The following is a 20,261-nucleotide window of genomic DNA, read 5'->3' as shown; positions in this document are numbered from 1 at the left end:
CATTAACGGCAGGTGATTAGCAAGCCTTCGTTAATTGTCTACGAAGCCCGGATGTGTCACTACGATACTGGTACAGTGGGTTTGTGCTACGCGCCTTTGCGGGCCAAGTGGATAATGGTAATGTTTTGATACCGTCCGTTTGAAAAAGCGGCTATCCACTCTGAAATGACATGCTTATCCGTCCGTCGTCTTGGATGGGAAGGTCAGAGGCAAAAGGTTGACGTCCGGACGCGGCGATGTCCGGACCAGCGGCTGAACCGGCTGAGATGTAACGAGGCGTAACGGAATGGCGAACAACAAGTACAACGAGTCGATCGAGGACAAGGCGTTCAAAGCATTGGACGAAGCGCTCCAGATCGATTTCAGCCAGCAGAAAGCGCCGTCTCGCAGCGGCAAAACGCCCGACGCCCCGGAGGCCAATGTGTCTGAGAACCCATCTGCGCGTAATCAGCAGGACCAGGACGACAGCCAGCGCCGCCGCGGCCGCTCAAAGGCTGCAGAGCAGCAGGCACCCCGCGCTCCCGCCTTTGCCCCGGCAAACGATGCCAACCGCAACACGCCCGCTTCGCTTCTGAAGTCGCTCGACGGCAGCTCGACGCGCGTCGCCGTGCGCAACGCCACTCTGTTTTCGCTGATCTGGATTGTCGGCGGCATCGGTCTGATGTCCCTGCTCTATTCGCCGCAGATTTGGCAGATCCGTTCGGTCGCCGATCTGGTCGGCCTGCCTGGCGTGATTGCCGGCATCGTCGGCATCATCGTTCCCGTGCTGCTGTTCTACGCCTTCGCGATCATGATTTCGCGTGCCCAGGACATGCGCAACGCCGCCCGCTCGATGGCTGAAGTGGCCCTGCGTCTCTCCGAACCGGAAACGATCGCCTCCGAGCGCATCATGACCGTCGGCCAGGCTGTGCGCCGCGAAGTGTCCGCCATGAACGAAGGCATCGAGCGCACTATTGCGCGCGCCTCCGAGCTGGAAACCCTTGTCCATTCTGAAGTCAACGCGCTGGAGCGCAGCTACGCCGATAACGAACTGCGCGTGCGCGGCCTCGTCCACGAGCTCGGCTCCGAACGCGAAGCGATCGTCAATCACGCCGAGCGCATCCGCAGCTCGATCGTCGGCGTTCACGACCAGCTGAAGGAAGACCTGTCGCTGGCGACGGAAGAAATCGCCGTCCGCCTCTCGACCTCGGGCGAAGCCTTCGCCTCGATGATCGATACGCGCGCTGCGACGCTCACCGAAAAGTCGGAAGCCGCCATCCAGTCGCTCGGCTCGCTGCTGGCCGTCAAGACCGATTCCCTGCTGCAGACCCTGACCTCGTCGGGCTTTGCGCTGGCCCATGAATTCGACACCCGCCTGGATACGCTGACGTCGAGCCTCAGCGAACGCGGCGAGCACCTGCTCAGCCAGTTCGAGACGCGCGCTTCCACCATGGACAGCAGCGCCGAGAAGCTGAACGCGGCGCTCAACGACCGCGCCCGCCAGCTGAACGAAATCCTGATTGCCCGCACCCGCGAGATCAACGAGACGCTGACCGGCAGCGAACGTGAGATCACCGGCTCGCTGGATGGCGTGCTTGCCAAGCTCAACAGCGCTCTCGACGAGCGTGGCCAGAGCTTCCGCCAGAGCCTGCAGTCCAGCGCCGACGACGCGATCATGGATCTCGACCTGCGTTCGGGCTTCTTCGAAGAGCGCCTGCAGAGCACGGTCGCGCAGATGTCCACCGCTTTCGACGAACGCGTCGCCGAATTCGCCACCGCTTTCGACAAGCGCGCAGGTTCTCTCGACACCAAGCTGATGGAAAGTCTCGCCCGCATCAACGAGACGCTGGCTGGCGGTTCGGAATCGCTGGATGGCATCCTGACCTCGAGCATCGAGCGTCTCGGCGCATCGCTGACCGACCAGTCCTTCGCGCTGGCAACGGCATTCGGCACCGGCCAGGAAGTTCTCGAAAGCTCGCTCGGCAGCAAGGTCGATGAGATTTCCGAAGCGCTGGCCACCCGCACCAAGGAAATCAACCAGACGCTGAAGAGCGCCTCTGGTGAAGTCAACGAAGCGCTGGCAGCAGGCATGGCCGATTTCCACGGCAGCCTCGCAGGCCGCACCAGTGAATTCTCCGCAGCGCTGCAGGGCGCTACCGGCGAGATCACCAACGCGCTGGCCACCGGCACGTCCGAATTGCATGCCGGCCTTGCCGACCGCACCGCAGCCCTGTCGTCTGCCCTCCACAACGCCACCGGCGAAATCTCGCTGGCACTGGCAGCAGGCACTTCGGAACTGCACAACAACCTTCAGGCCCGCTCGACCGAATTCCGTGACACGCTGCTGTCGACGACATCGGAACTGACGGCAGCGGTCTCTTCAGGCACCGAGCAGATTACCTCGGCCTTCGGCCGCGCCGACGACCTGAACACTGTCATCTCCGAGCGCGCCGCAGCGATCACGACGGCCCTGGATTCCGCCCATGAGCGCATCGACAGCGCCATGGCCGAACGCGCCAACGCTCTGGAAAGCACGCTCTCCGGTCACCACGACCGTGTCGCCGACGCTCTCGACGAACGCACAATGGCACTCGCTATCTCGCTCGACTCCGCTCAGGAGCGCTTTGAAAACACCATGTCCGAACGCAGCAATGCGCTCGTCGATGCCATGGCAGGTCACCATGACCGTCTGTCGGACTCGCTCGACGAGAAGACTATGGCAATGGCGATTTCGCTGGATGACAGCCAGAGCCGTTTCGACAGCGCCCTGGAAGCCCGCGCCAATGCCATGCTGGACACGGTTGCCGGCGCCGAAGCCCGCGTTGCCGGCGCCTTCGCCGACAAGTCGGAAGCCATCCGCAGCGCCTATATCGACAGCCAGGAACGCCTCGAACGCTCGCTGAGCGACCACGCGGCCGCCCTGCACTCTTCGCTGTCGAGCAACAGCGACCGTATCGAGACCGTCACCGGCGATGCAGCCGCACGCCTGCAGACGCTGACCGGCGAAGCCGCCGATCGTATCGAGGCCGTTACCGGTGATGCCGCTGCCCGCATGCAGTCGCTGACGGGAGAAGCTGCCGATCGCATCGAAGCCGTCACCGGCGATGCTGCGCAGCGCCTGCGGACATTGACCGGCGAGGCCGCCGACCGCATCGAGGGTGGCCTGGCATCGGCGCATGACCGCATCCGCTCGACCCTCGAAGACCGCACTAACGCCATCAGCCTGGCGCTCGGCGAAGCCCATGCGCAGATCAGCGACACGCTGTCGGAGCAGGCAACGACGATCAGCGCCTCTGTCGCCGCCAGCGCCAGCATGCTGGAAATGTCGCTCGAAGATCACGAAGCTTCGCTGCGTCAGACGATCGACAACAGCGCACGCGCACTCGACGAACGCCTGCGCGATGGCGCAGGCCAGATCGCCGGACGCTTCCAGGGTGCCGCCGACGAGATCTCGCGCTCGGCTGAAACCTTCTCTGCTCATCTCGACCAGTCGGTCGGCAGCATGACGGAACGCTTCTCCGAAACCGGCTCGCGCGTCGAAGCCGGCCTCTCGGCGCTCGAAAACCGCATCCGCGATGGCGTCGGTGGTGTTGCCGAACAGGTCGATGCCGCCGGTACGCGCCTCTCGGAGACGCTCTCCGACAGCATCAACCAGCTGCGCGAACTTGGCGATGACGCCGCCCTGCGCGTCACCACCGTTCTCGAAAGCACCAGCGACACGCTGTCTGGCGCAATCGACGAACGCACCGCCAATCTTGCAGCCACGCTCGATGAGCGCGCACGCAGCCTTTCCGCCTCGATCGATGCACAGGCCGCAGGTCTTACGTCGAGCCTCGACGGCCGCGCGTCTCAGCTGACGTCGTCGATCGAAAGCAGCTCGGCCAATCTGACCGCAGCCCTGGACGAGCGCACCGCGCGTCTTGCCTCCTCGCTCGATGATCGCACCAACCGCCTTGCCACCTCGCTCGATGAGCGCACGGCAACGCTTTCGTCGTCGATCGACGAGCGTACCGCCAATCTCGGCGACACCATGGACCGCGGCGGTGAACGTCTCGGCGAACGCCTGTCCACCATGGACCGGGCGCTGACCATGGGTCTCGACGCCGTCAACCAGACGATCGAAGGCAAGGCCGCCGGCCTCGCCTCGACGCTGCGCAACGCTGTGGCCGATGCCGCTCAGGGCATGGATGCCGAAGCACAGCGCACCGCAGACCTGATGGGCCGCACCGGCCAGCAGTTCACCGAAACACTGGATAACAAGACCGGCGAGTTCGCCCGCTCCATGGACGAGCGCTCCGAGCAGATCGTCGGCCGCGTTTCCGAGGCGCAGAACCGCCTCGCAGGCCAGGCCGCCGCCGTCGCCCAGACCTTCTCCGAAGCCGGCAACGCCATCGTCAACAAGGTTGCCGAAGCCGAGACCCTGGTCAGCGGCCAGGTCAACGCCATCTCGCAGGCTCTCTCCGACGCCCAGTCGTCGCTTGAGACCCGCGGCGACGCCATCCGCACGACGATCACCAGCGCCAGCGAAGGTATCGCCAGCACCATGTCGAATGTCGACCGTGCGCTCGAAGCCCGCAGCACGGCGATCCGCACCGGTCTGGAAGATCGTGCCCGCGAAATCGACGCGTCGCTGACCGATGTCGAGAAGGCTCTCGAAGCCCGCGGCACCTCGATCCGTGCAACGCTCGACGAGCGCACCCGCGAACTGAACTCGATGCTGGCCGGCCGCTCCTCCGAGCTCTCGCGCCTCATCGACGAGACCGCCCGCCCGATGATCGAGCGTTATGCCGAGACCGGACACGAGGCCGCCGCCCGCATCGCCGCTGCTGCCGAGCAGAGCGCCGATCGCCTGCGTGCCGAAAATGCCGCTCTCGCCAACGCCATTGCCGCCCGCACGGAAAGCGCCTCGACGGCCGTCAACGCCATCGAGACCAGCCTGCTTGCCAACGTCAATTCGCTGATCGAGCGCCTCTCTGATAACAGCGCCTCGATGGCGCTGATGATGAACCGCGCCGCCCAGGATCTGACCGACGTCGACGGCCGCCTCGGCGACACGACCTCGCGCTTCACGGACTCGGCTGCCAAGGCTGCCGAAATGGTCTCCGCCTCCACCCGCCTTCTCGAAGGCAAGGTCGATCGCCTGTCGGATATCTCCGGCCAGACGCTCGCCCAGGTCGGCTCGATCATCGGCCGCTTCGACGAACACTCCAAGGTTCTGACGCAGGCCTCCGGTCTGCTGGGTGCCGCCCAGTCGAACCTCGTTTCGACCCTCGAAGAGCGCGAAGGCGCTCTCCAGAGCCTGTCGATCGGTCTCGTGCAGCGTTCGGAAGAAATCGAAAAGACGATGCGTGCGCTTGGCACCATGGTCGAAGGCGCCTTCGAGCGCGCCGAACAGCGCTCCAATCAGGTCAGCGGAAATCTGCGCCAGAGCGTGCAGTCTTCCTTCGCCGATATCGGCCGCGTGCTCTCCGACACCGAGAAGCGTGCCGAAGAAGCCGCCGAGGCCATGCGCAGCTCGATCGTCAAGGCCGGCGAAGAAGCCAATGCCACGATCGACGGCACCTTCGGCAATGCCGAACGCCGCTCCAGCGAGCTTGCCAACCGTCTCCGCGGCGGCCTGACGGCTTCCCTTTCAGATGTTGAACGCATGCTCGGCGAAGCAGGCCGCGCCTCGGATGGCGCTGCCCAGCAGCTGCGTGAATCGCTGCGCGAAGCCGTTGACGAGGCGGTTGCCCGCTTCTCGGGTGCGACGGAAGAAATCCGCCGCTCGGCTGGCGATATCCGCAAGGAACTCGACATGACCCGCAGCGAGCTGAAGCGCGGTGCCTTCGATCTTCCAGAGGAAGCCAAGGAAAGCGCTGCCGCCATGCGCCGCGCCGTCGCCGAACAGATCAAGGCGCTGCAGGATATCTCGCATATCGTCGGCCGCTCGGTGCAGCAGTTCGAAGTCTCCGAACCGGCGCCGCGCGCCGCCCAACCGGCCCCGGCTCCCGCGCCGCGCCAGGCTCCGCCGGCACCTGCTCCGGCCCCTGTTGCAGCGCCCGTCGTTGCTGCACAGCCGGCCCCGCAGCCTGTGGCTGCTCCGGCACCCAGTCCGCAGATCGAAGATGGCTTCGCACTTCGCGGCACCATCGCTCCGGCACCGGCGGCAGCGCCGCAGCGTGCTGCTCCCGTTGCGCCCGCACCCGTAGCTGCTACGCCTGCCCGCCAGGAATCCGGTGGCTGGATCAGCGATCTGCTGCGTGGCGCCTCGCGTGACGAGGATACCGAGGAAGCACCTGCCCGTTCGGCAGCACCGCGCGCCGAAGCAGCCGCTCCGGCACAGCAGCGCGCCGCCGACAGCCGCAATCCGCGTCACGTCGTCGAATCCTTGAACTCGCTCTCGGTCGATATCGCTCGCGCCATCGATCACGACGCCTCAGTCGATCTGTGGCGCCGTTACCAGCGTGGGGAGCGCGACGTCTTCACGCGCCGCCTCTATACGCTGAAGGGCCAGCAGACCTTCGACGAGATCAAGCGCAAGTATGACCGCGAGCCGGAATTCCGCACAGCTGTCGATCGCTACATCGCCGACTTCGAAAAGCTGCTTGCGGACGTCGCCCGCAGCGACCGCGACCGGACGATCACCCAGTCTTATCTGACGTCCGATACCGGCAAGGTCTACACCATGCTGGCCCACGCCGCGGGCCGCCTGACCTAACGGAAAAGAACCTGGACTTCGCTACACAAAGGGCCGCTTCATCAGCGGCCCTTTTTCATTCGGTACGAAGCGCCTCACGGCAAAGTGAGACAAACGGCCGCCGCAAATCCGGGCTTATAAGCAAGACACGCTTGTCATAATGCCGTAGATTTGCTCAATCCGGTGGCCAGACAACGTCACTCCGTCACGACCCTATTCAGGTTGCCAGCGCGCTGCCGCCGTTTTTGAAGAGACCACATTCGATGCCAAAGACCATGCCGCTGCTTCTCTCCGCAGCGTTCTCCGCTTCCCTGTTCCTCGGCCTCTCCTCCACATCCTCAGCCGGACAGGCGAGTTTCCTGATCGACGCGCAGACGGGCCAGGTGCTGGCAAGTGCCAATCAGGACGAGCTGAACTACCCGGCGTCGCTGACCAAGATGATGACACTCTACCTGGCATTCGAAGCCATGCATGCCGGCCGCCTCGGCTGGGATCAGAAGCTCACCATGTCCGAGAATGCCGAGAGCAAGGAGCCCTTCAAGCTCGCCGTCGGTGCCGGCCGCAAGGTCACCGTCCGCGAAGCCGTCGAGGGCATCATCGTTCTCTCGGCGAATGACGCGGCCGTGGCGATCGCCGAACAGCTCGGCGGCTCGGAAGATGCCTTCGGAAAGCTGATGACCGCCAAGGCCCACCAGCTCGGCATGACCAACACCACCTTCAAGAACCCGTCCGGCCTGCCCGATCCGGAACAGATGACGACGGCGCGCGACATGGCGACGCTCGGCGCCGCGCTGATCCGCGACTATCCGGAAGAGTTCAAGATGTTCTCGATGCGCGGCTTCCAGTTCCGCGGCATGAAGCTGCGCGGCCACAACAATGTCATGTATCGCTACCAGGGCGCCGATGGCATCAAGACCGGCTACACGGATGCATCCGGCTATAACGTCGTGACCTCGGTCAACAAGGACGGCCGCCACGTCGTCGGCGTTGTCATGGGCGAAAAGACCGCAGCGATCCGCGACGACAAGATGGCCGCCATGCTGGACGCTGCGTTGCTCGGCGCTCCCGCCGCGGCGACGGCGTCGGCCGATCCGGCGACAGCCAGTGCCGCCGTTCCCGCGAACTGATCGCTACGCCGGCTGCTTCACATCGGCAGCCGCGAAATGTGCGAGTTGGCCCGCATGGGCCTTCGCGAAAGCCGGCCGCGCCGTCGCGCGCTTGACATAGGCGCGGCAGGCCGGAAAGTCCGACAGCCCGTCGAAACGGTCGACGAGGCGCAGCACATCCGCCATCAGGATATCGGCGACGGAAAACTGCCCGGCCAGCCATTCGCGCGCGGCAAGCACCGGCTCCATATGCTTCAGTCTGGCCTTCAGGAAGGAATCCAGGCTTTTCCAAGCCGGCATGTCGCCATCCTGCCCGGAGAAGATCATGATCGTCCAGGGCAGGCTTGCCGCCTCGACGGAGTTGAGCGCCGCAAACAGCCATTCCAGCGCCTCGCTGCGGCCCTTCGCGCCACCTGGCATCAGCGCTTCGCTCTTGCTGCCGAGATGCAGCAGGATCGCGCCGCTTTCGAAGATCGAGAGATCGCCATCGGTCAGCCACGGCACCTGGCCGAACGGCTGATGCGCGAAATGCTGCGCGTCGCGCTTTGCAAAGGGTATGCCCGCAACGCGATAGGGCAATCCCGCCTCCTCCAGCGCCCAGCGCACGCGGATGTCGCGCACATAGCCGCGCGGCAGATCGGGAACCCAATCGAAAGTGGTGAGGACGAGGCCGGTCATTCTCTGTCTCCTTGCTATCTCCTTAGCAAAGGACGTCCCGGCACGTCATGTTCCGACAGCGGCAGCCGATTTTTCCCGTTCGCCCGCCGGTCTCTGGTATCAGATCGACTGGAGCGTCCAGTCGACGATCTCGGTCGTTACTGCCGAAAAGGACCGGTCGAGCGACTTAATCATGCCCTCGGCTGCACCTCCAGCCGGAGCAGCAGCCCGGAATACCTTCTGGGCGCGCACCGTGCCGTTGCGGTCGTTGAGGATCTTCGCAGAGATCTCGACCACCGCCTGGCTGCCCTTGCTGCTGTCGATCTCGAAGGCGCGAATATCGGTCACGACCTGATAGTCGATCGCCAGTCCCTGGCCGGGCTTGCCGACGCCGCCGAACTTGCCGGAATTCTCATAGGCCTCGACCAGCTTCGACTGCACCATGCGGGGCAGCTTGTCGCTCCATTGCGAGCGGGCCAGATACTGGATTTCGGAGGGCGAGACGCGAACGACGATCTGCTCGCTGTTCAGCGCCGCCAGCGCCGTCGGCTCCGGCACAAGGATCTGGCTGCGCTTGGCGGCCGGACCGGCACCGCTGCCGACGGCCGCAGACAGATCGTAGGTGTCGTTCTTGGCGCCCGTGCCGCAACCGGCAAGGGTCAGCGCCACCAGCGGCAGCGTGAAGGCTGCTCTCGCCAGCAATGAACGGCGCGCCAACAGATGCGATACGGCCATATTATGCTTCCCCTGCTTTTCTCATATCGAAATCAACGGCGCGAGCGGCCGTCGGTCTGTTTGACCGTATCGCCACCGAAGATCAGGCGCTGCGGGTTTCTGTCGAAATTGCTGATCGCGTCGTTGAGGTTCTGCACCGTGTTGCGCGTATCGTTGACCAGCGACTGCACGTCCCGCAGCCCGCCGCTCGAGAACTTCTGCAGATTGTCGGCGATCGGCCCGATACGGGCGTTCAGATTGTCGGCAACCTTCTTGAAGGATTCCAGCGTGTCACGCGCTTCGGCAAACAGCGATTGCGAATTGTCGGTGCCGAGCAGCGCGTCGAGCTTGATCAGGATGCCGTCGACGCGCGTCGAAGCCGAGTTCAGCTTGTTCGCCATCTGCGAGACGTCCTGGATCGTCTGGTTAATGTCCTTCTGATGCGACGAGACGGTATTGGCCACATCGCGGATCGACGCGACGGCAACGCGTGCATCCTTGGTCGCCTGCGAGATATCGTCGACCGAGCCCTTCAGCTTCTGCGGATCGATCTGCGCCACCAGCGTATCGACGCGATCAAGTGCCGACTGCGCTTTCTTGCCGACATCGTTGAAGGTCGTTGCCGTCTGGTCGAACTTGTCGATCGCGCCCTTCAGACCACCGGATGCGTCTGCGATGTCCTTGCTGACCTTCTCGGCATTGGCGAGGATCGTATCGATTTTCTTGGCATCGACGGCTTTCACCAGCGCCTCGACGGCGGCAAGCGTCGAATCCACCTTGCCGGAAACGTTGCGTACGGTCTCAGAAAGCTGCCCGACGCTCTGCAGGAAGCTGTCGATATTGCCGGAATTCTTGGCAAGCGCATCGGAGAAGGTCTCGGCATTCTGCAGCGTCTTGGTCAGCGGCCCGCGCGCATCCTGCACGAAGCCCTGAACCTGGCCGACGGCGTCATTGGCGCGGTCGAGGATCTTGTCGGCAGTGGCAAGCAGGTTGGTAACGCTCGACTGGTCGGCGACGATCACCGCACGTTTGCCTGAATCGATCGACTTCTGGAGAATGTTCTCTTCCCCCACCTTACCGCCCGACATTTCGATATAGGCAGCACCCGTCAGGCCCTGGATTTCAAGGATCGCCTTGGTCGACGGGTAGATCGGCGCATCGACGCGCACTTCGGTGAAGGCCAGCGAATATTGCGGATCGTCGGCATCGATCGACAGCGACTTCACCGAGCCGACCTGAATACCGTTGAAGCGCACCGGCGAACCGACGCTAAGGCCGTTTGCCGATCCCGGAATACGCACGACAAGCTCGGCCATCGGGCCGCTGCGGCCATATTCCGCCATCCAGTAGACGAAGCCGAACGCCGCTGCGATCACCAGAACGGTGAAGATGCCGACAATCGTATAGTTCGCTTTGGTTTCCATCGTCTCCGGTCACTTCCCGCGGCTGTCGTGACTGCCCGCGCGCGAGGCGCCGGCAGTCTCTTCCTGCGGCACGATCGAGCGTGCGCGCTTGCCCTTGAAATAGGACTGAACCCACGGATCATCGTAGGCCAGCATATCGTCGATCGTCCCTTCCACCATTACCCGCTTCTTTCCAAGCACGGCAATACGGTCGCAGACGGAAAACAGGCTGTCGAGATCGTGGGTCACCATGTAGACGGTGAGACCCAGCGTATCGCGCAGCCTGGCAATGAGATCGTCGAATTCGGCGGCACCGATCGGATCGAGACCCGATGTCGGCTCGTCGAGGAAGACGAGGTCCGGATCGAGCGCCAAGGCGCGGGCAAGCGCCGCGCGCTTGATCATCCCGCCAGAGAGCTCGGACGGATATTTGTCGGCAGCGTCGGCAGCCAGTCCCACCAGCTTGATCTTCAGATGCGCCAGTTCGTCCATCAGAGACTTAGGCAGATCCAGATATTCGCGCATCGGAACCTGGATGTTCTCCTTGACGGTCAGCGACGAGAACAGCGCGCCCTGCTGGAAGAGAACGCCGAGGCGCATGTCGAGCGAGTTGCGCTCGCTCTCGTTCAGTTCGTCGAAATTCTGACCAAGGATCTCGATCGATCCCGAACGGCGCGGTAAAAGACGCAGGATCGTGCGCATCAGCACCGACTTGCCGGTACCGGAAGCGCCGACGAAGCCGAGGATTTCGCCGCGGTAGATATCGAGGTTCAGCTTGTCGAGCACGATCTTCGAGCCGAATCCGACCGTGACATCGCGTGCCGAAAGCACGATGTCCCGCTCCTTTTCTCCGCCCGCTTCCGTCTGTTGCTCGTTCACGCTCAAACCCTAGAAATTGATGGCCGCATAGAAGATGGCGAAAAGCCCGTCCATGAGGATGACAACGAAAATCGCTTTAACGACCGCAGCCGTCACATGCTGGCCCAGCGATTCGGCACTGCCGCCGACCTTAAGCCCTTCGACGGCGGCGACAATGCCGATAACCAGCGCCATGAACGGCGCCTTGATCATCCCGGCAAGCACGGTGGACAGCGTCACCGCCTCGTGGAGGCGCGACGTGAAGGTCGCGAAGGTGATGCCGGAATAGGCCCAAGCAACGGTCGCAGCCCCAAGCAGCGACGCGAAATTGGCGAGCACGGTCAGCAGCGGCAGTGCAACAGTCAGCGCCACCAGACGCGGAAAGATCAGCACGCCGACCGGGTTGAGGCCCATGACCTTCAGCGCATCGACCTCTTCACGCATCTTCATCGAGCCGATTTCGGCGGTGATCGCGCTGCCCGAGCGGCCGGCGATCATGATCGCCGTCAGGAGCACGCCGATTTCGCGAAGCTGCAGAATGCCGACGAGATCGACCACGAAGACCTCGGCGCCGAAATAGCGAAGCTGGAAGGCGCCCTGCTGCGCGATGATCGCGCCGATCAGGAACGACATCAGCAGGATGATCGGCACGGCGCGAACGCCCATATGATCGATCTGGTTGACGATCGAGGCCGGCGAAACGCCGCTGCCGCGGCCGAACTTCATCTGCGCACCGCGCACTGCGGAACCGAGAATATACATCGCTGCCGCAAAATTATCCCACAGATCGTAGGCCATTTTGCCGATGGGCGCAAAAATCCTCTCGGCAAGCGATCGCTTCTTCGCTGGTTCCGCTTCCTGCTTTTCCGGCCGCTGCGAGAATTCCTCGATCATCTCGTCGATGTGCTGATTGGTGCCCTCGAAATGCACCTGGCGGCCGGCGGCCTCCTCTTCGAGCTTCAGCCGCACCAGCAGCCAGACACCGGCAGTATCGATATCGGTGACATCGGAAAGATCGAGCGTCAGATCGCCGTTACCGCGAGACAGCGCTTCGAAATCCTTCAGAACGGTGTGGATGTTGCCGCTGCGCCAATTGCCTTCGAGACACACCAATCGCCCGGAGCCTTTGGCTTGGTCGTCCACGTGGAGTGAGGCGGCTTTGCTGGGCTCGGGCTTCAAAATGCTTGTGTCTTTCAGGGCTTGCGGCGACATTGCCGACTCGCGAACATCTCGCGCGCCCGGCGGGTTAATATACTCAAGCCCCGCAGAATTTCCATGCTTTCAGGATTGCAAATATGCCACGGTCCCTCGAAATCCAAATGAATTCATTCCCGATCGCGGGCACTTTCACCATATCGCGCGGCGCCAAGACCTCCGCGGAGGTGATCAGCGTCACGCTGAGGGAAAATGGCAGAATCGGTTGGGGCGAATGCGTGCCCTATCGCCGCTACGGCGAGACGATGGAAAGTGTCGAGGCACAGATCGAAGCGGCACGGCCGTTGATCGAGGCCGGTATTTCAAGAGATGACCTGCAGTCGGCGATGGCGCCCGGTGCTGCCCGCAATGCCGTCGATTGCGCCCTTTGGGATCTGGAGGCCAAGCTGACCGGTGCCGCCGTCGCGGCCACCATCGGCCTTGCGGCGGCAAAGCCGCTGACGACTGCGTATACGATATCGCTCGGCGAGCCCGAGGTGATGGCGGCACAGGCGCGGGAACATGCCGGACGCGCGCTGCTGAAAGTCAAAGTCGGCACCGGCGACGACGAAAGCCGCATCCGCGCTGTTCGCGCCGCAGCCCCCAGCGCGGCAATCATTCTCGATGCCAACGAGGGTTGGCCGGAGGAGGCGCTCGAACATCACTTGCGGATCTCCGCTGAAATGAATATCGCGCTCGTCGAACAGCCACTGCCGACCGGCAAGGACGAGATGCTCGCGGTGATCAAGCGGCCTGTCATCGTCTGCGCCGACGAGAGCGTTCATCACACTGGCGATCTCGCCAGCCTCCGCGACCGTTACGACGCGATCAACATCAAGCTCGACAAGACCGGCGGCCTGACGGAAGCCTTGGCGATGAAGCGCGAAGCGCAGCGGCTGGGCTTCCAGATCATGCTCGGCTGCATGGTCGGCACATCGCTCGCCATGGCGCCGGCGGTGCTGCTGGCGCAGGACGCCGAATTCGTCGATCTCGACGGACCTTTGCTGCTCGCCAGGGATCGCGAGCCCGGCCTGCGCTACGAAGCGTCCCTCGTCTTCCCGCCGGACAAAGAGCTCTGGGGCTGAAGGTAATAGGCGACGAACACCAGCGCCATGCCGATCGCCGCGACCAGCGCCATGACGTAGTAGCTGGCGAGGCCGAGCCAGGCATACAGATAGCCTGAAGCGAGCGTCATCAGGCCCAGGAACATGCCGTTGTAGAAGAAATAGGCGCCCTGCGCCGAGGATTCCTGCGTCGCCTGCACCGAAGCCACGATCCGCCGCTGCACGCCCGTATGCACGAAGGCGTAGGTGCAGGAATGGAAACATTGCAGGAAGAAGAAGCCTGCGAAGTCCCAATGCATCGGAAACAGGATCCAGCGGCAGATGCACATGGCGCAGCCGAAGCGGATCAGCGTCCAGGCATTGAAGCGGCGGCTGAGATGCTTCGAGACGAAGAACACCAGAACCTCGGAGGCCACGCCGGCGCTCCAGAGAATACCGACCTGCGTGCCGGTGAAGCCGAGCTGATGCCAATAGATGGATGCGAAGGCATAGAGCAGCGCGTGGCTGGACTGCTGGATCGCCACGCCCCAGAGCAGCACCAGCAGATGCGGCTGACGCAACGAGCTACCCGTTGCCTGCTGCAGATCGACAGGCGTATTGCGGCGCCGCGTCGGGCCGATACGCGGACAGTAGATCGCCATCGCCATGGTCATCGCAAAGCCAAAGATCATGACCGGCAGCACCATATCGCCACCCCACAGGCCGATCATTTCGCCGCCGATCATCGTCGAGACGATGAAGGCGATCGATCCCCAGACACGCATCGAACCGTAATCCAGACCCCAGCGCCGGACGCCCGAAATAACGATCGATTCGACGATCGGCACATAGGGCGCAAAGGTGGCGCCCTGGACGCTGTAGACGATCAGCACCGGCCAGAAGCTCGTCGTCCAGTAAAGTGCGATCGCCGTCAGCAGCGACAGCCCGCCAGACCATAGGAGCACGTCGGCGCGCTCCTTCATCCGGTCGGCATACATCGCCACAACCGGTGCCACGAGGACGCGCACGACCATCGGCACGGCAAGGATGACGCCGATCTCGTGATCGGTGAATTTGTGAACAGCAAGCCAGACAGGGAAGAATGGAAGCGCGACACCGTTGACGATCAGCGGGGCGCAGTAAGACAGGGCGCTGAGCAGCCGGAAACGCGGCGGAGCCCCCTCATCGACAGAGGCATTCTGGGCGGGAATCATGGTGGACCTGCAGGAAACTGTGCGCTGCCTAACACATCAACCTAGGGGCGACTATGGCGAGAAATAGCCCATTTGAAACGTTTTAAAAAATAAATAGGGCCGTTGCCCGGGGGCAACGGCTAAATGTCTTGCAATATGGCGGGATGAAAATCAGGCAGCCTGCGGCGCGCGCTCGGGCTGGTGCGTCAGCTTCAAAGTCACCGGCTCGCTGCTGGCGATCGCATTCCAGGTGATCAGTTCGAAAGTGCCGTCTTCATGCTCGGCAATCGCCGTGCAGCTCTCGACCCAGTCGCCGGTATTGATGTAGCGCACGCCATCCATCTCCTCGATCACGGCATGGTGGATATGGCCGCAGATGACGCCGTCGGCACCGCACTTGCGGGCCTCGTCGGCGACGACGCGCTGGAACTCGCCGATGAAGTTGACGGCATGCTTGACCTGCAACTTGGCCCAGGCCGAGAACGACCAGTAGGGCATGCCCATGCGGCGGCGGATGGCGGCCAGAACGATATTGATGCGGATCGCCATGTCATAGGCCCAGTCGCCGAGATAGGCGAGCAGGCGGGCATTGCGGACCACGACGTCGAATTCGTCGCCATGCAGCACCAGATACTTCTTCCCGTCGGCGCCCTCGTGCATCATCCGCTCGGCCACTTCGATGCCGCCGAAATGCATGCCCGGGAAGTCGCGGAGGAATTCGTCGTGATTGCCGGGAATGTAGACGACGCGCGTACCCTTGCGCGCCTGGCGCAGCAGTTTCTGGATGACGTCGTTGCAGACCTGCGGCCAGTACCAGCTGCGCTTCAGGCGCCAGCCATCGACGATATCGCCGACGAGGACGATCGTGTCTGCCTCGTGGTGGCGCAGAAAGTCGATCAGGAAGTCGGCCTTGGCAGCCTTGGAACCGAGATGCACATCGGAAATGAAGAGCGTACGGAAGTGTCGCGTATCCATGTAATCCATCACAGGCATCCTGCCCGTGCCCCATCGTTCATCTGGCCTTCCAAAATCAGACTCGTGTTTCAGGAAGATGACAGCGCGGTTGTTTGACGCATCCTCCGGGCATAAGAGTTTTCCGCTTTCAACCTCAAATTCCCGCTGTCCCGCCGCACTGATTGTTGTATGGAGAAGGCTTCAAACGACATGACTGCGGTATTGGAGAAGGCAATGGATAATCAGGACAAATCCAAGACGGAGAAGAACCTGACAGGTGGAACTCTTGACGAACAGGCGCTGTTCTTCCACCGCTATCCCCGCCCCGGCAAACTCGAAATTCAGGCGACCAAGCCGCTCGGCAACCAGCGCGATCTGGCGCTTGCCTATTCGCCTGGTGTCGCCGCGCCGTGTCTCGCGATCCGCGACGATCCGGAGACGGCCGCCGACTATACCTCGCGCGCCAATCTGGTCGCCGTCATCTCCAACGGCACCGCCGTTCTCGGCCTCGGCAACATCGGCCCTCTCGCGTCCAAGCCGGTGATGGAAGGCAAGGCCGTTCTCTTCAAGAAATTCGCCAATATCGACGTCTTCGATATCGAGGTCGATGCCTCGACCGTCGAGCAGATGGTCTCGACCGTCGCCTCGCTGGAGCCGACCTTTGGCGGCATCAACCTCGAAGACATCAAGGCGCCTGAATGCTTCGAGATCGAACAGCAGCTGCGCGCAAAGATGCGAATCCCCGTCTTCCATGACGACCAGCACGGCACCGCCATCATCGTCGCCGCCGCCATCCTCAACGGCCTGGAACTGGCCGGCAAGTCGATCAGCAACGTCAAGATCGTCACGTCTGGCGCCGGCGCTGCGGCGCTCGCCTGTCTCAATCTGCTCGTCGAACTCGGCGCCAAGCGCGAAAACATCTGGGTCCACGACATCGAAGGCCTCGTCTACGAGGACCGCAACGTGCTCATGGACGAGTGGAAAGCCGTCTACGCGCAGAAGAGCGATACCCGCACACTCGCCGAAAACATCGGCGGCGCCGATGTCTTTCTCGGCCTCTCTGCTGCCGGCGTCCTGAAGCCGGAACTGCTCGAGCAGATGGCCGAAAAGCCGCTGATCATGGCGCTCGCCAACCCGACGCCGGAGATCATGCCAGAACTCGCCCGCGCCGCCCGCCCGGACGCGATGATCTGCACCGGGCGCTCGGACTTCCCGAACCAGGTCAACAACGTTCTCTGCTTCCCCTTCATCTTCCGCGGCGCGCTGGATTGCGGCGCCGAGGAGATCAACGAAGCGATGAAGATGGCAGCCGTCCGCGCCATCGCCGGCCTCGCCCGCGAAGAGCCGTCCGATGTCGCCGCCCGCGCCTATTCTGGTGAAACGCCGATCTTCGGACCGAACTACCTGATCCCCTCGCCGTTCGATCCGCGCCTGATCCTGCGCATCGCGCCTGCCGTCGCCAAGGCAGCGGCCGAGAGCGGCGTCGCACGCCGTCCGATCACCGATTTCGACGCCTATCTCGACCAGCTGAACCGCTTCGTCTTCCGCTCCGGCTTCATCATGAAGCCGATCTTTACGGCCGCTAAGGCTGCCGAAAAGAAGCGAGTGATCTTCTCCGAAGGTGAAGACGAACGCGTGCTCCGCGCCGCTCAGGTTCTCATCGAAGAAGGCATTGCCGAACCGATCCTGATCGGCCGTCCGCAGGTCATCGAAACCCGCCTGCAACGCTACGGCCTGCGCATCCGCCCGCTTTCCGACTTCGCCGTCATCAATCCGGAAGACGATCCGCGCTTCCGCGAATATGTCGATCTCTATCTGTCCCTCGTCGGCCGCCGGGGTGTCATCCCGGAAGCGGCCCGCACGATCGTGCGTACCAACACCACCGTCATAGGTGCGCTGGCGCTGCGCCGCGGCGAAGCAGACGCGCTGATCTGCGGCCTCGAAGGCCGTTACGAGAAGCACCTGCGCGACGTTCGCCAGATCATCGGCAAGCGCAAGGATGTCCGCGATTTCTCGGCACTCAGCCTGCTGATCTCGCAGCGCGGCGCCACCTTCTTCACCGACACCTACGTGACGTTCAATCCGAGCGCCGAGGAAGTGGCTGAATCCGCCGTTCTGGCTGCCGAGGAAATCAAGCGCTTCGGCATCACGCCGCGCGCCGCCCTCGTCTCGCATTCCAATTTCGGCTCGCGCGAAAGCGAAAGCGCCACCAAGATGCGCAGTGCCCTGCAGCTGATCCGTGACGCCGCGCCCGATCTCGAAGTCGATGGCGAAATGCATGGTGAGAGCGCAATCGCCGACGAAATCCGCAAGCGCGTCATGCCCTCCACCACGCTGCACGGCGAAGCCAACCTGCTGGTCTTCCCGAACCTCGATGCCGCCAACATCACGCTCGGTGTCGTCAAGTCGATGACCGACGGCCTGCATGTCGGCCCGATCCTGCTCGGCACGGCGCTCCCGGCCCACATCCTGGCTCCGTCGGTGACGTCGCGCGGTGTGGTCAATATGGCGGCGCTCGCCGTCGTCGAGGCCCAGCAGCCGGCGTGATTTGCCGTAGATCGGAAAAATGCGTTAGAATTCCGTCGTTAGCTTGTTAACGGAAGGCAGCTAGACAGAACGGATGCGGCAAATGCTCTGCCGCTTCCGGTTTACTATGCTGCGGGATGATACCGTGAAACGCCGAAGCCTGACCCTTGCTCTCTTTCTCGCTACTGCCGCGCCCGCGGCGGCGCAGACCAGCGCGATCTGCGAAGATCTGCGCGGACGCCTTGCCGACCTGCCGCAGGTGATCGGCAACGGCCCGGAGATCCGTCAATATGCAAGCGCCATAGCCGAACAGAACCTCGAGCTACGCAAGCTGCGCAACGACCTGCGCAGCAACGGCTGCAGTGTCGACAGCATGGTCGTCATCGGCGGCGAGAATGACCGCTACTGCAGCGATCTGCAGGAATCGGAATCGCGGATGATCGACAACATCCACTACCTCCAGGACCGCCGCAACCAACTGCGGGAGGCCGGCGGCAGCGATGTCAACGAACGCCGCGAACTGATGGCCGCCCTCGACGATAACGGCTGCAACGACGATCCGGGCTATCAGCCGGACGAGCGCGCCTATGTCCCTGCGCCAAGTACCGAAGAACAGGCGATGCGCGGCGACACCTTCATTCCGCTCGGCAACGGCGAAGAAGGCAACACGCAATATGGTGTGCCGCGCGGCGAGATGATGTCGCATGTCAGCACCATGTGCGTGCGCAGCTGCGACGGCGGCTTCTTCCCGATCAGCACCAATGCGACCTCGATCGATTTCAGCCGCGACGCCTCGACCTGCTCGAAAATGTGTCCCGGCATCGAGACCGAACTTTTCTATCAGGACGTTTCGAATACCGACGCCGCCAACATGATCTCGGCCGCGACCGGCGCGCGCTACAGCGCCATGCCAAACGCCTTCGCCTACAAGAACCGGGCACCCGGCGAGAAATCCTCCTGCACCTGCAATCTGACCGCCTATTACGAGCAGATGCGCAAGAACCAGACCGTCAGCGCGCCGCCGCCAAAGGGCTCGATCACGACAATCACCACCAAGCCGCCGGCAACGGCCGCCCCCACACCGGCTGCGCCGCAGGCACAGGTACCGGACCGCCCCTACGACCCCGGAAACAGCAAGGTACGCCAGATCGGCCCGCAATTTCTCGCGGGCGACCAGGGCAGTATCGACCTGAAGAACCCGGCAACATCGGGCCCGCAGCCGCAGCAGCAACAGCGGAATTAGCGGCGGCCCCAGCCATCGCGGAAGATCAGCTCGTCGAGCGGCAGCCGCTGCCGCCAGCCTTTGACGGCCAGCTCGGGCTCGCTATAGAGCGTATCGACATAGCCGACGCAGAGCCAGGCGACGATCTCGATATGCACGGGCACGCCGAGAATGTCCTTGAGCTCGCTCTCGTGGAAAATGCTGACCCAGCCGACGCCGATGCCTTCAGCCCGTGCCGCGAGCCAGAGGTTCTGCACGGCACAGACGGTCGAATAGCTATCCATCCGCGGGTTATGCGTGCGCCCCAGCACGACGTCACCGCTGCGCGACGGATTGCAGGTGATGCAGATGCCGAGCGGCGCCTTGAGGATGCCCTCGAGCTTCAGCGATCGGTATGTCGCCTGCCGCTCACCATCGAACATCCCGGCCGCCTCGCGGTTCGCCCGGTCGAAGGCGTTCCAGACGCGCTGGCGGACAGCGACATCTTCGACGACGATAAAATTCCAGGGCTGCATGAAGCCGACCGAGGGCGCGTGGTGTGCGGCCTCAAGCAGCCGCATCAGCACATCGGATGGGATGGGATCAGGCAGAAACTGGTCGCGCACATCGCGCCGGGTCATGATCGCCCGGTAGACGGCGTCGCGCTCGTCAGCGGAAAAGGCAGACGCGCCTTCAAGCGCATCCTTGTTCATGGGCCGCATCGTCAAATCCCCAACAACGCAACCGCCCCGCC

13 protein-coding genes are annotated in these 20,261 nt (G+C 63.1%); 5 read left to right on the top strand and 8 right to left on the bottom strand.

Translation table 11 applies throughout. The annotated features are described in order from the left end of the window. Positions 1 to 286: 286 nt before the first annotated feature. The gene (locus AC1DV9_RS06235) at positions 287 to 6,679 is read left to right on the top strand and encodes an apolipoprotein A-IV repeat region-like domain-containing protein (RefSeq protein ID WP_477946742.1); all 6,393 of its coding nucleotides are present in this window, start codon (positions 287 to 289) and stop codon (positions 6,677 to 6,679) included. 242 nt (positions 6,680 to 6,921) lie between these two features. Beyond that, positions 6,922 to 7,785: a D-alanyl-D-alanine carboxypeptidase family protein gene (locus AC1DV9_RS06230; RefSeq protein WP_477946740.1), complete on the top strand. Its 864-nt coding sequence runs from the start codon at positions 6,922 to 6,924 to the stop codon at positions 7,783 to 7,785. Positions 7,786 to 7,788: 3 nt separating this feature from the next. On the opposite strand, the gene AC1DV9_RS06225 is transcribed toward AC1DV9_RS06230, so the two are convergent. The 5 genes from AC1DV9_RS06225 to AC1DV9_RS06205 all read right to left on the bottom strand — a co-directional run bounded on the left by AC1DV9_RS06225 (position 7,789) and on the right by AC1DV9_RS06205 (position 12,608). Then, complete coding sequence (locus AC1DV9_RS06225; protein ID WP_477946739.1) at positions 7,789 to 8,442, bottom strand: glutathione S-transferase family protein; 654 nt, start codon at positions 8,440 to 8,442, stop codon at positions 7,789 to 7,791. 99 nt (positions 8,443 to 8,541) lie between these two features. Further along, on the bottom strand, positions 8,542 to 9,156 hold the full coding sequence (locus AC1DV9_RS06220) for an ABC-type transport auxiliary lipoprotein family protein (protein ID WP_112387217.1): 615 nt from the start codon (positions 9,154 to 9,156) through the stop codon (positions 8,542 to 8,544). A gap of 32 nt (positions 9,157 to 9,188) precedes the next feature. Beyond that, the gene (locus AC1DV9_RS06215) at positions 9,189 to 10,559 is read right to left on the bottom strand and encodes an MlaD family protein (RefSeq protein WP_112387216.1); all 1,371 of its coding nucleotides are present in this window, start codon (positions 10,557 to 10,559) and stop codon (positions 9,189 to 9,191) included. A gap of 9 nt (positions 10,560 to 10,568) precedes the next feature. Then, entirely contained in the window at positions 10,569 to 11,417 is an 849-nt protein-coding gene (locus AC1DV9_RS06210; protein ID WP_477946738.1) for an ABC transporter ATP-binding protein, read from the bottom strand. 9 nt (positions 11,418 to 11,426) lie between these two features. Continuing rightward, positions 11,427 to 12,608 (bottom strand): MlaE family lipid ABC transporter permease subunit, encoded by a 1,182-nt coding sequence (locus tag AC1DV9_RS06205; RefSeq protein WP_477946737.1) that lies wholly within the window; start codon positions 12,606 to 12,608, stop codon positions 11,427 to 11,429. Positions 12,609 to 12,691: 83 nt separating this feature from the next. Here AC1DV9_RS06205 and dgcA point away from each other — a divergent pair, with 83 nt between their 5' ends. Next, positions 12,692 to 13,675 carry an N-acetyl-D-Glu racemase DgcA gene (gene dgcA, locus AC1DV9_RS06200; RefSeq protein WP_477946735.1) on the top strand — a complete coding sequence of 328 codons (984 nt, stop codon included), beginning with the start codon at positions 12,692 to 12,694 and terminating at the stop codon, positions 13,673 to 13,675. Here dgcA and AC1DV9_RS06195 read toward each other — a convergent pair. Both AC1DV9_RS06195 and AC1DV9_RS06190 read right to left on the bottom strand, forming a co-directional pair. Next, entirely contained in the window at positions 13,627 to 14,847 is a 1,221-nt protein-coding gene (locus tag AC1DV9_RS06195) for an MFS transporter (RefSeq protein WP_477946733.1), read from the bottom strand. The two genes, dgcA and AC1DV9_RS06195, sit on opposite strands and share 49 nt — an antisense overlap. Positions 14,848 to 14,997: 150 nt before the next feature. Then, positions 14,998 to 15,801, bottom strand: coding sequence for a UDP-2,3-diacylglucosamine diphosphatase (locus AC1DV9_RS06190; RefSeq protein WP_112387475.1), 804 nt, complete (start codon positions 15,799 to 15,801; stop codon positions 14,998 to 15,000). Positions 15,802 to 16,014: 213 nt separating this feature from the next. On the opposite strand from AC1DV9_RS06190, the gene AC1DV9_RS06185 reads away from it, so the two are divergent. Together AC1DV9_RS06185 and AC1DV9_RS06180 are read left to right on the top strand one after the other, a co-directional pair. Continuing rightward, positions 16,015 to 18,327, top strand: a complete 2,313-nt coding sequence (locus tag AC1DV9_RS06185; RefSeq protein WP_477946731.1) for an NADP-dependent malic enzyme — start codon at positions 16,015 to 16,017, stop codon at positions 18,325 to 18,327. A gap of 124 nt (positions 18,328 to 18,451) precedes the next feature. Continuing rightward, entirely contained in the window at positions 18,452 to 19,549 is a 1,098-nt protein-coding gene (locus AC1DV9_RS06180; RefSeq protein ID WP_477946729.1) for a DUF2865 domain-containing protein, read from the top strand. Here the strand turns inward: AC1DV9_RS06180 and bluB are convergent. After that, positions 19,546 to 20,229 (bottom strand): 5,6-dimethylbenzimidazole synthase, encoded by a 684-nt coding sequence (bluB, locus tag AC1DV9_RS06175; protein ID WP_477946728.1) that lies wholly within the window; start codon positions 20,227 to 20,229, stop codon positions 19,546 to 19,548. The two genes, AC1DV9_RS06180 and bluB, sit on opposite strands and share 4 nt — an antisense overlap. Positions 20,230 to 20,261: the final 32 nt, after the last annotated feature.

Source organism: Rhizobium sp. 01L410, assembly GCF_056400165.1.
The sequence above is the reverse complement of the archived record's forward strand: the minus strand, read 5'-3'. Positions and strand labels throughout refer to the sequence as shown.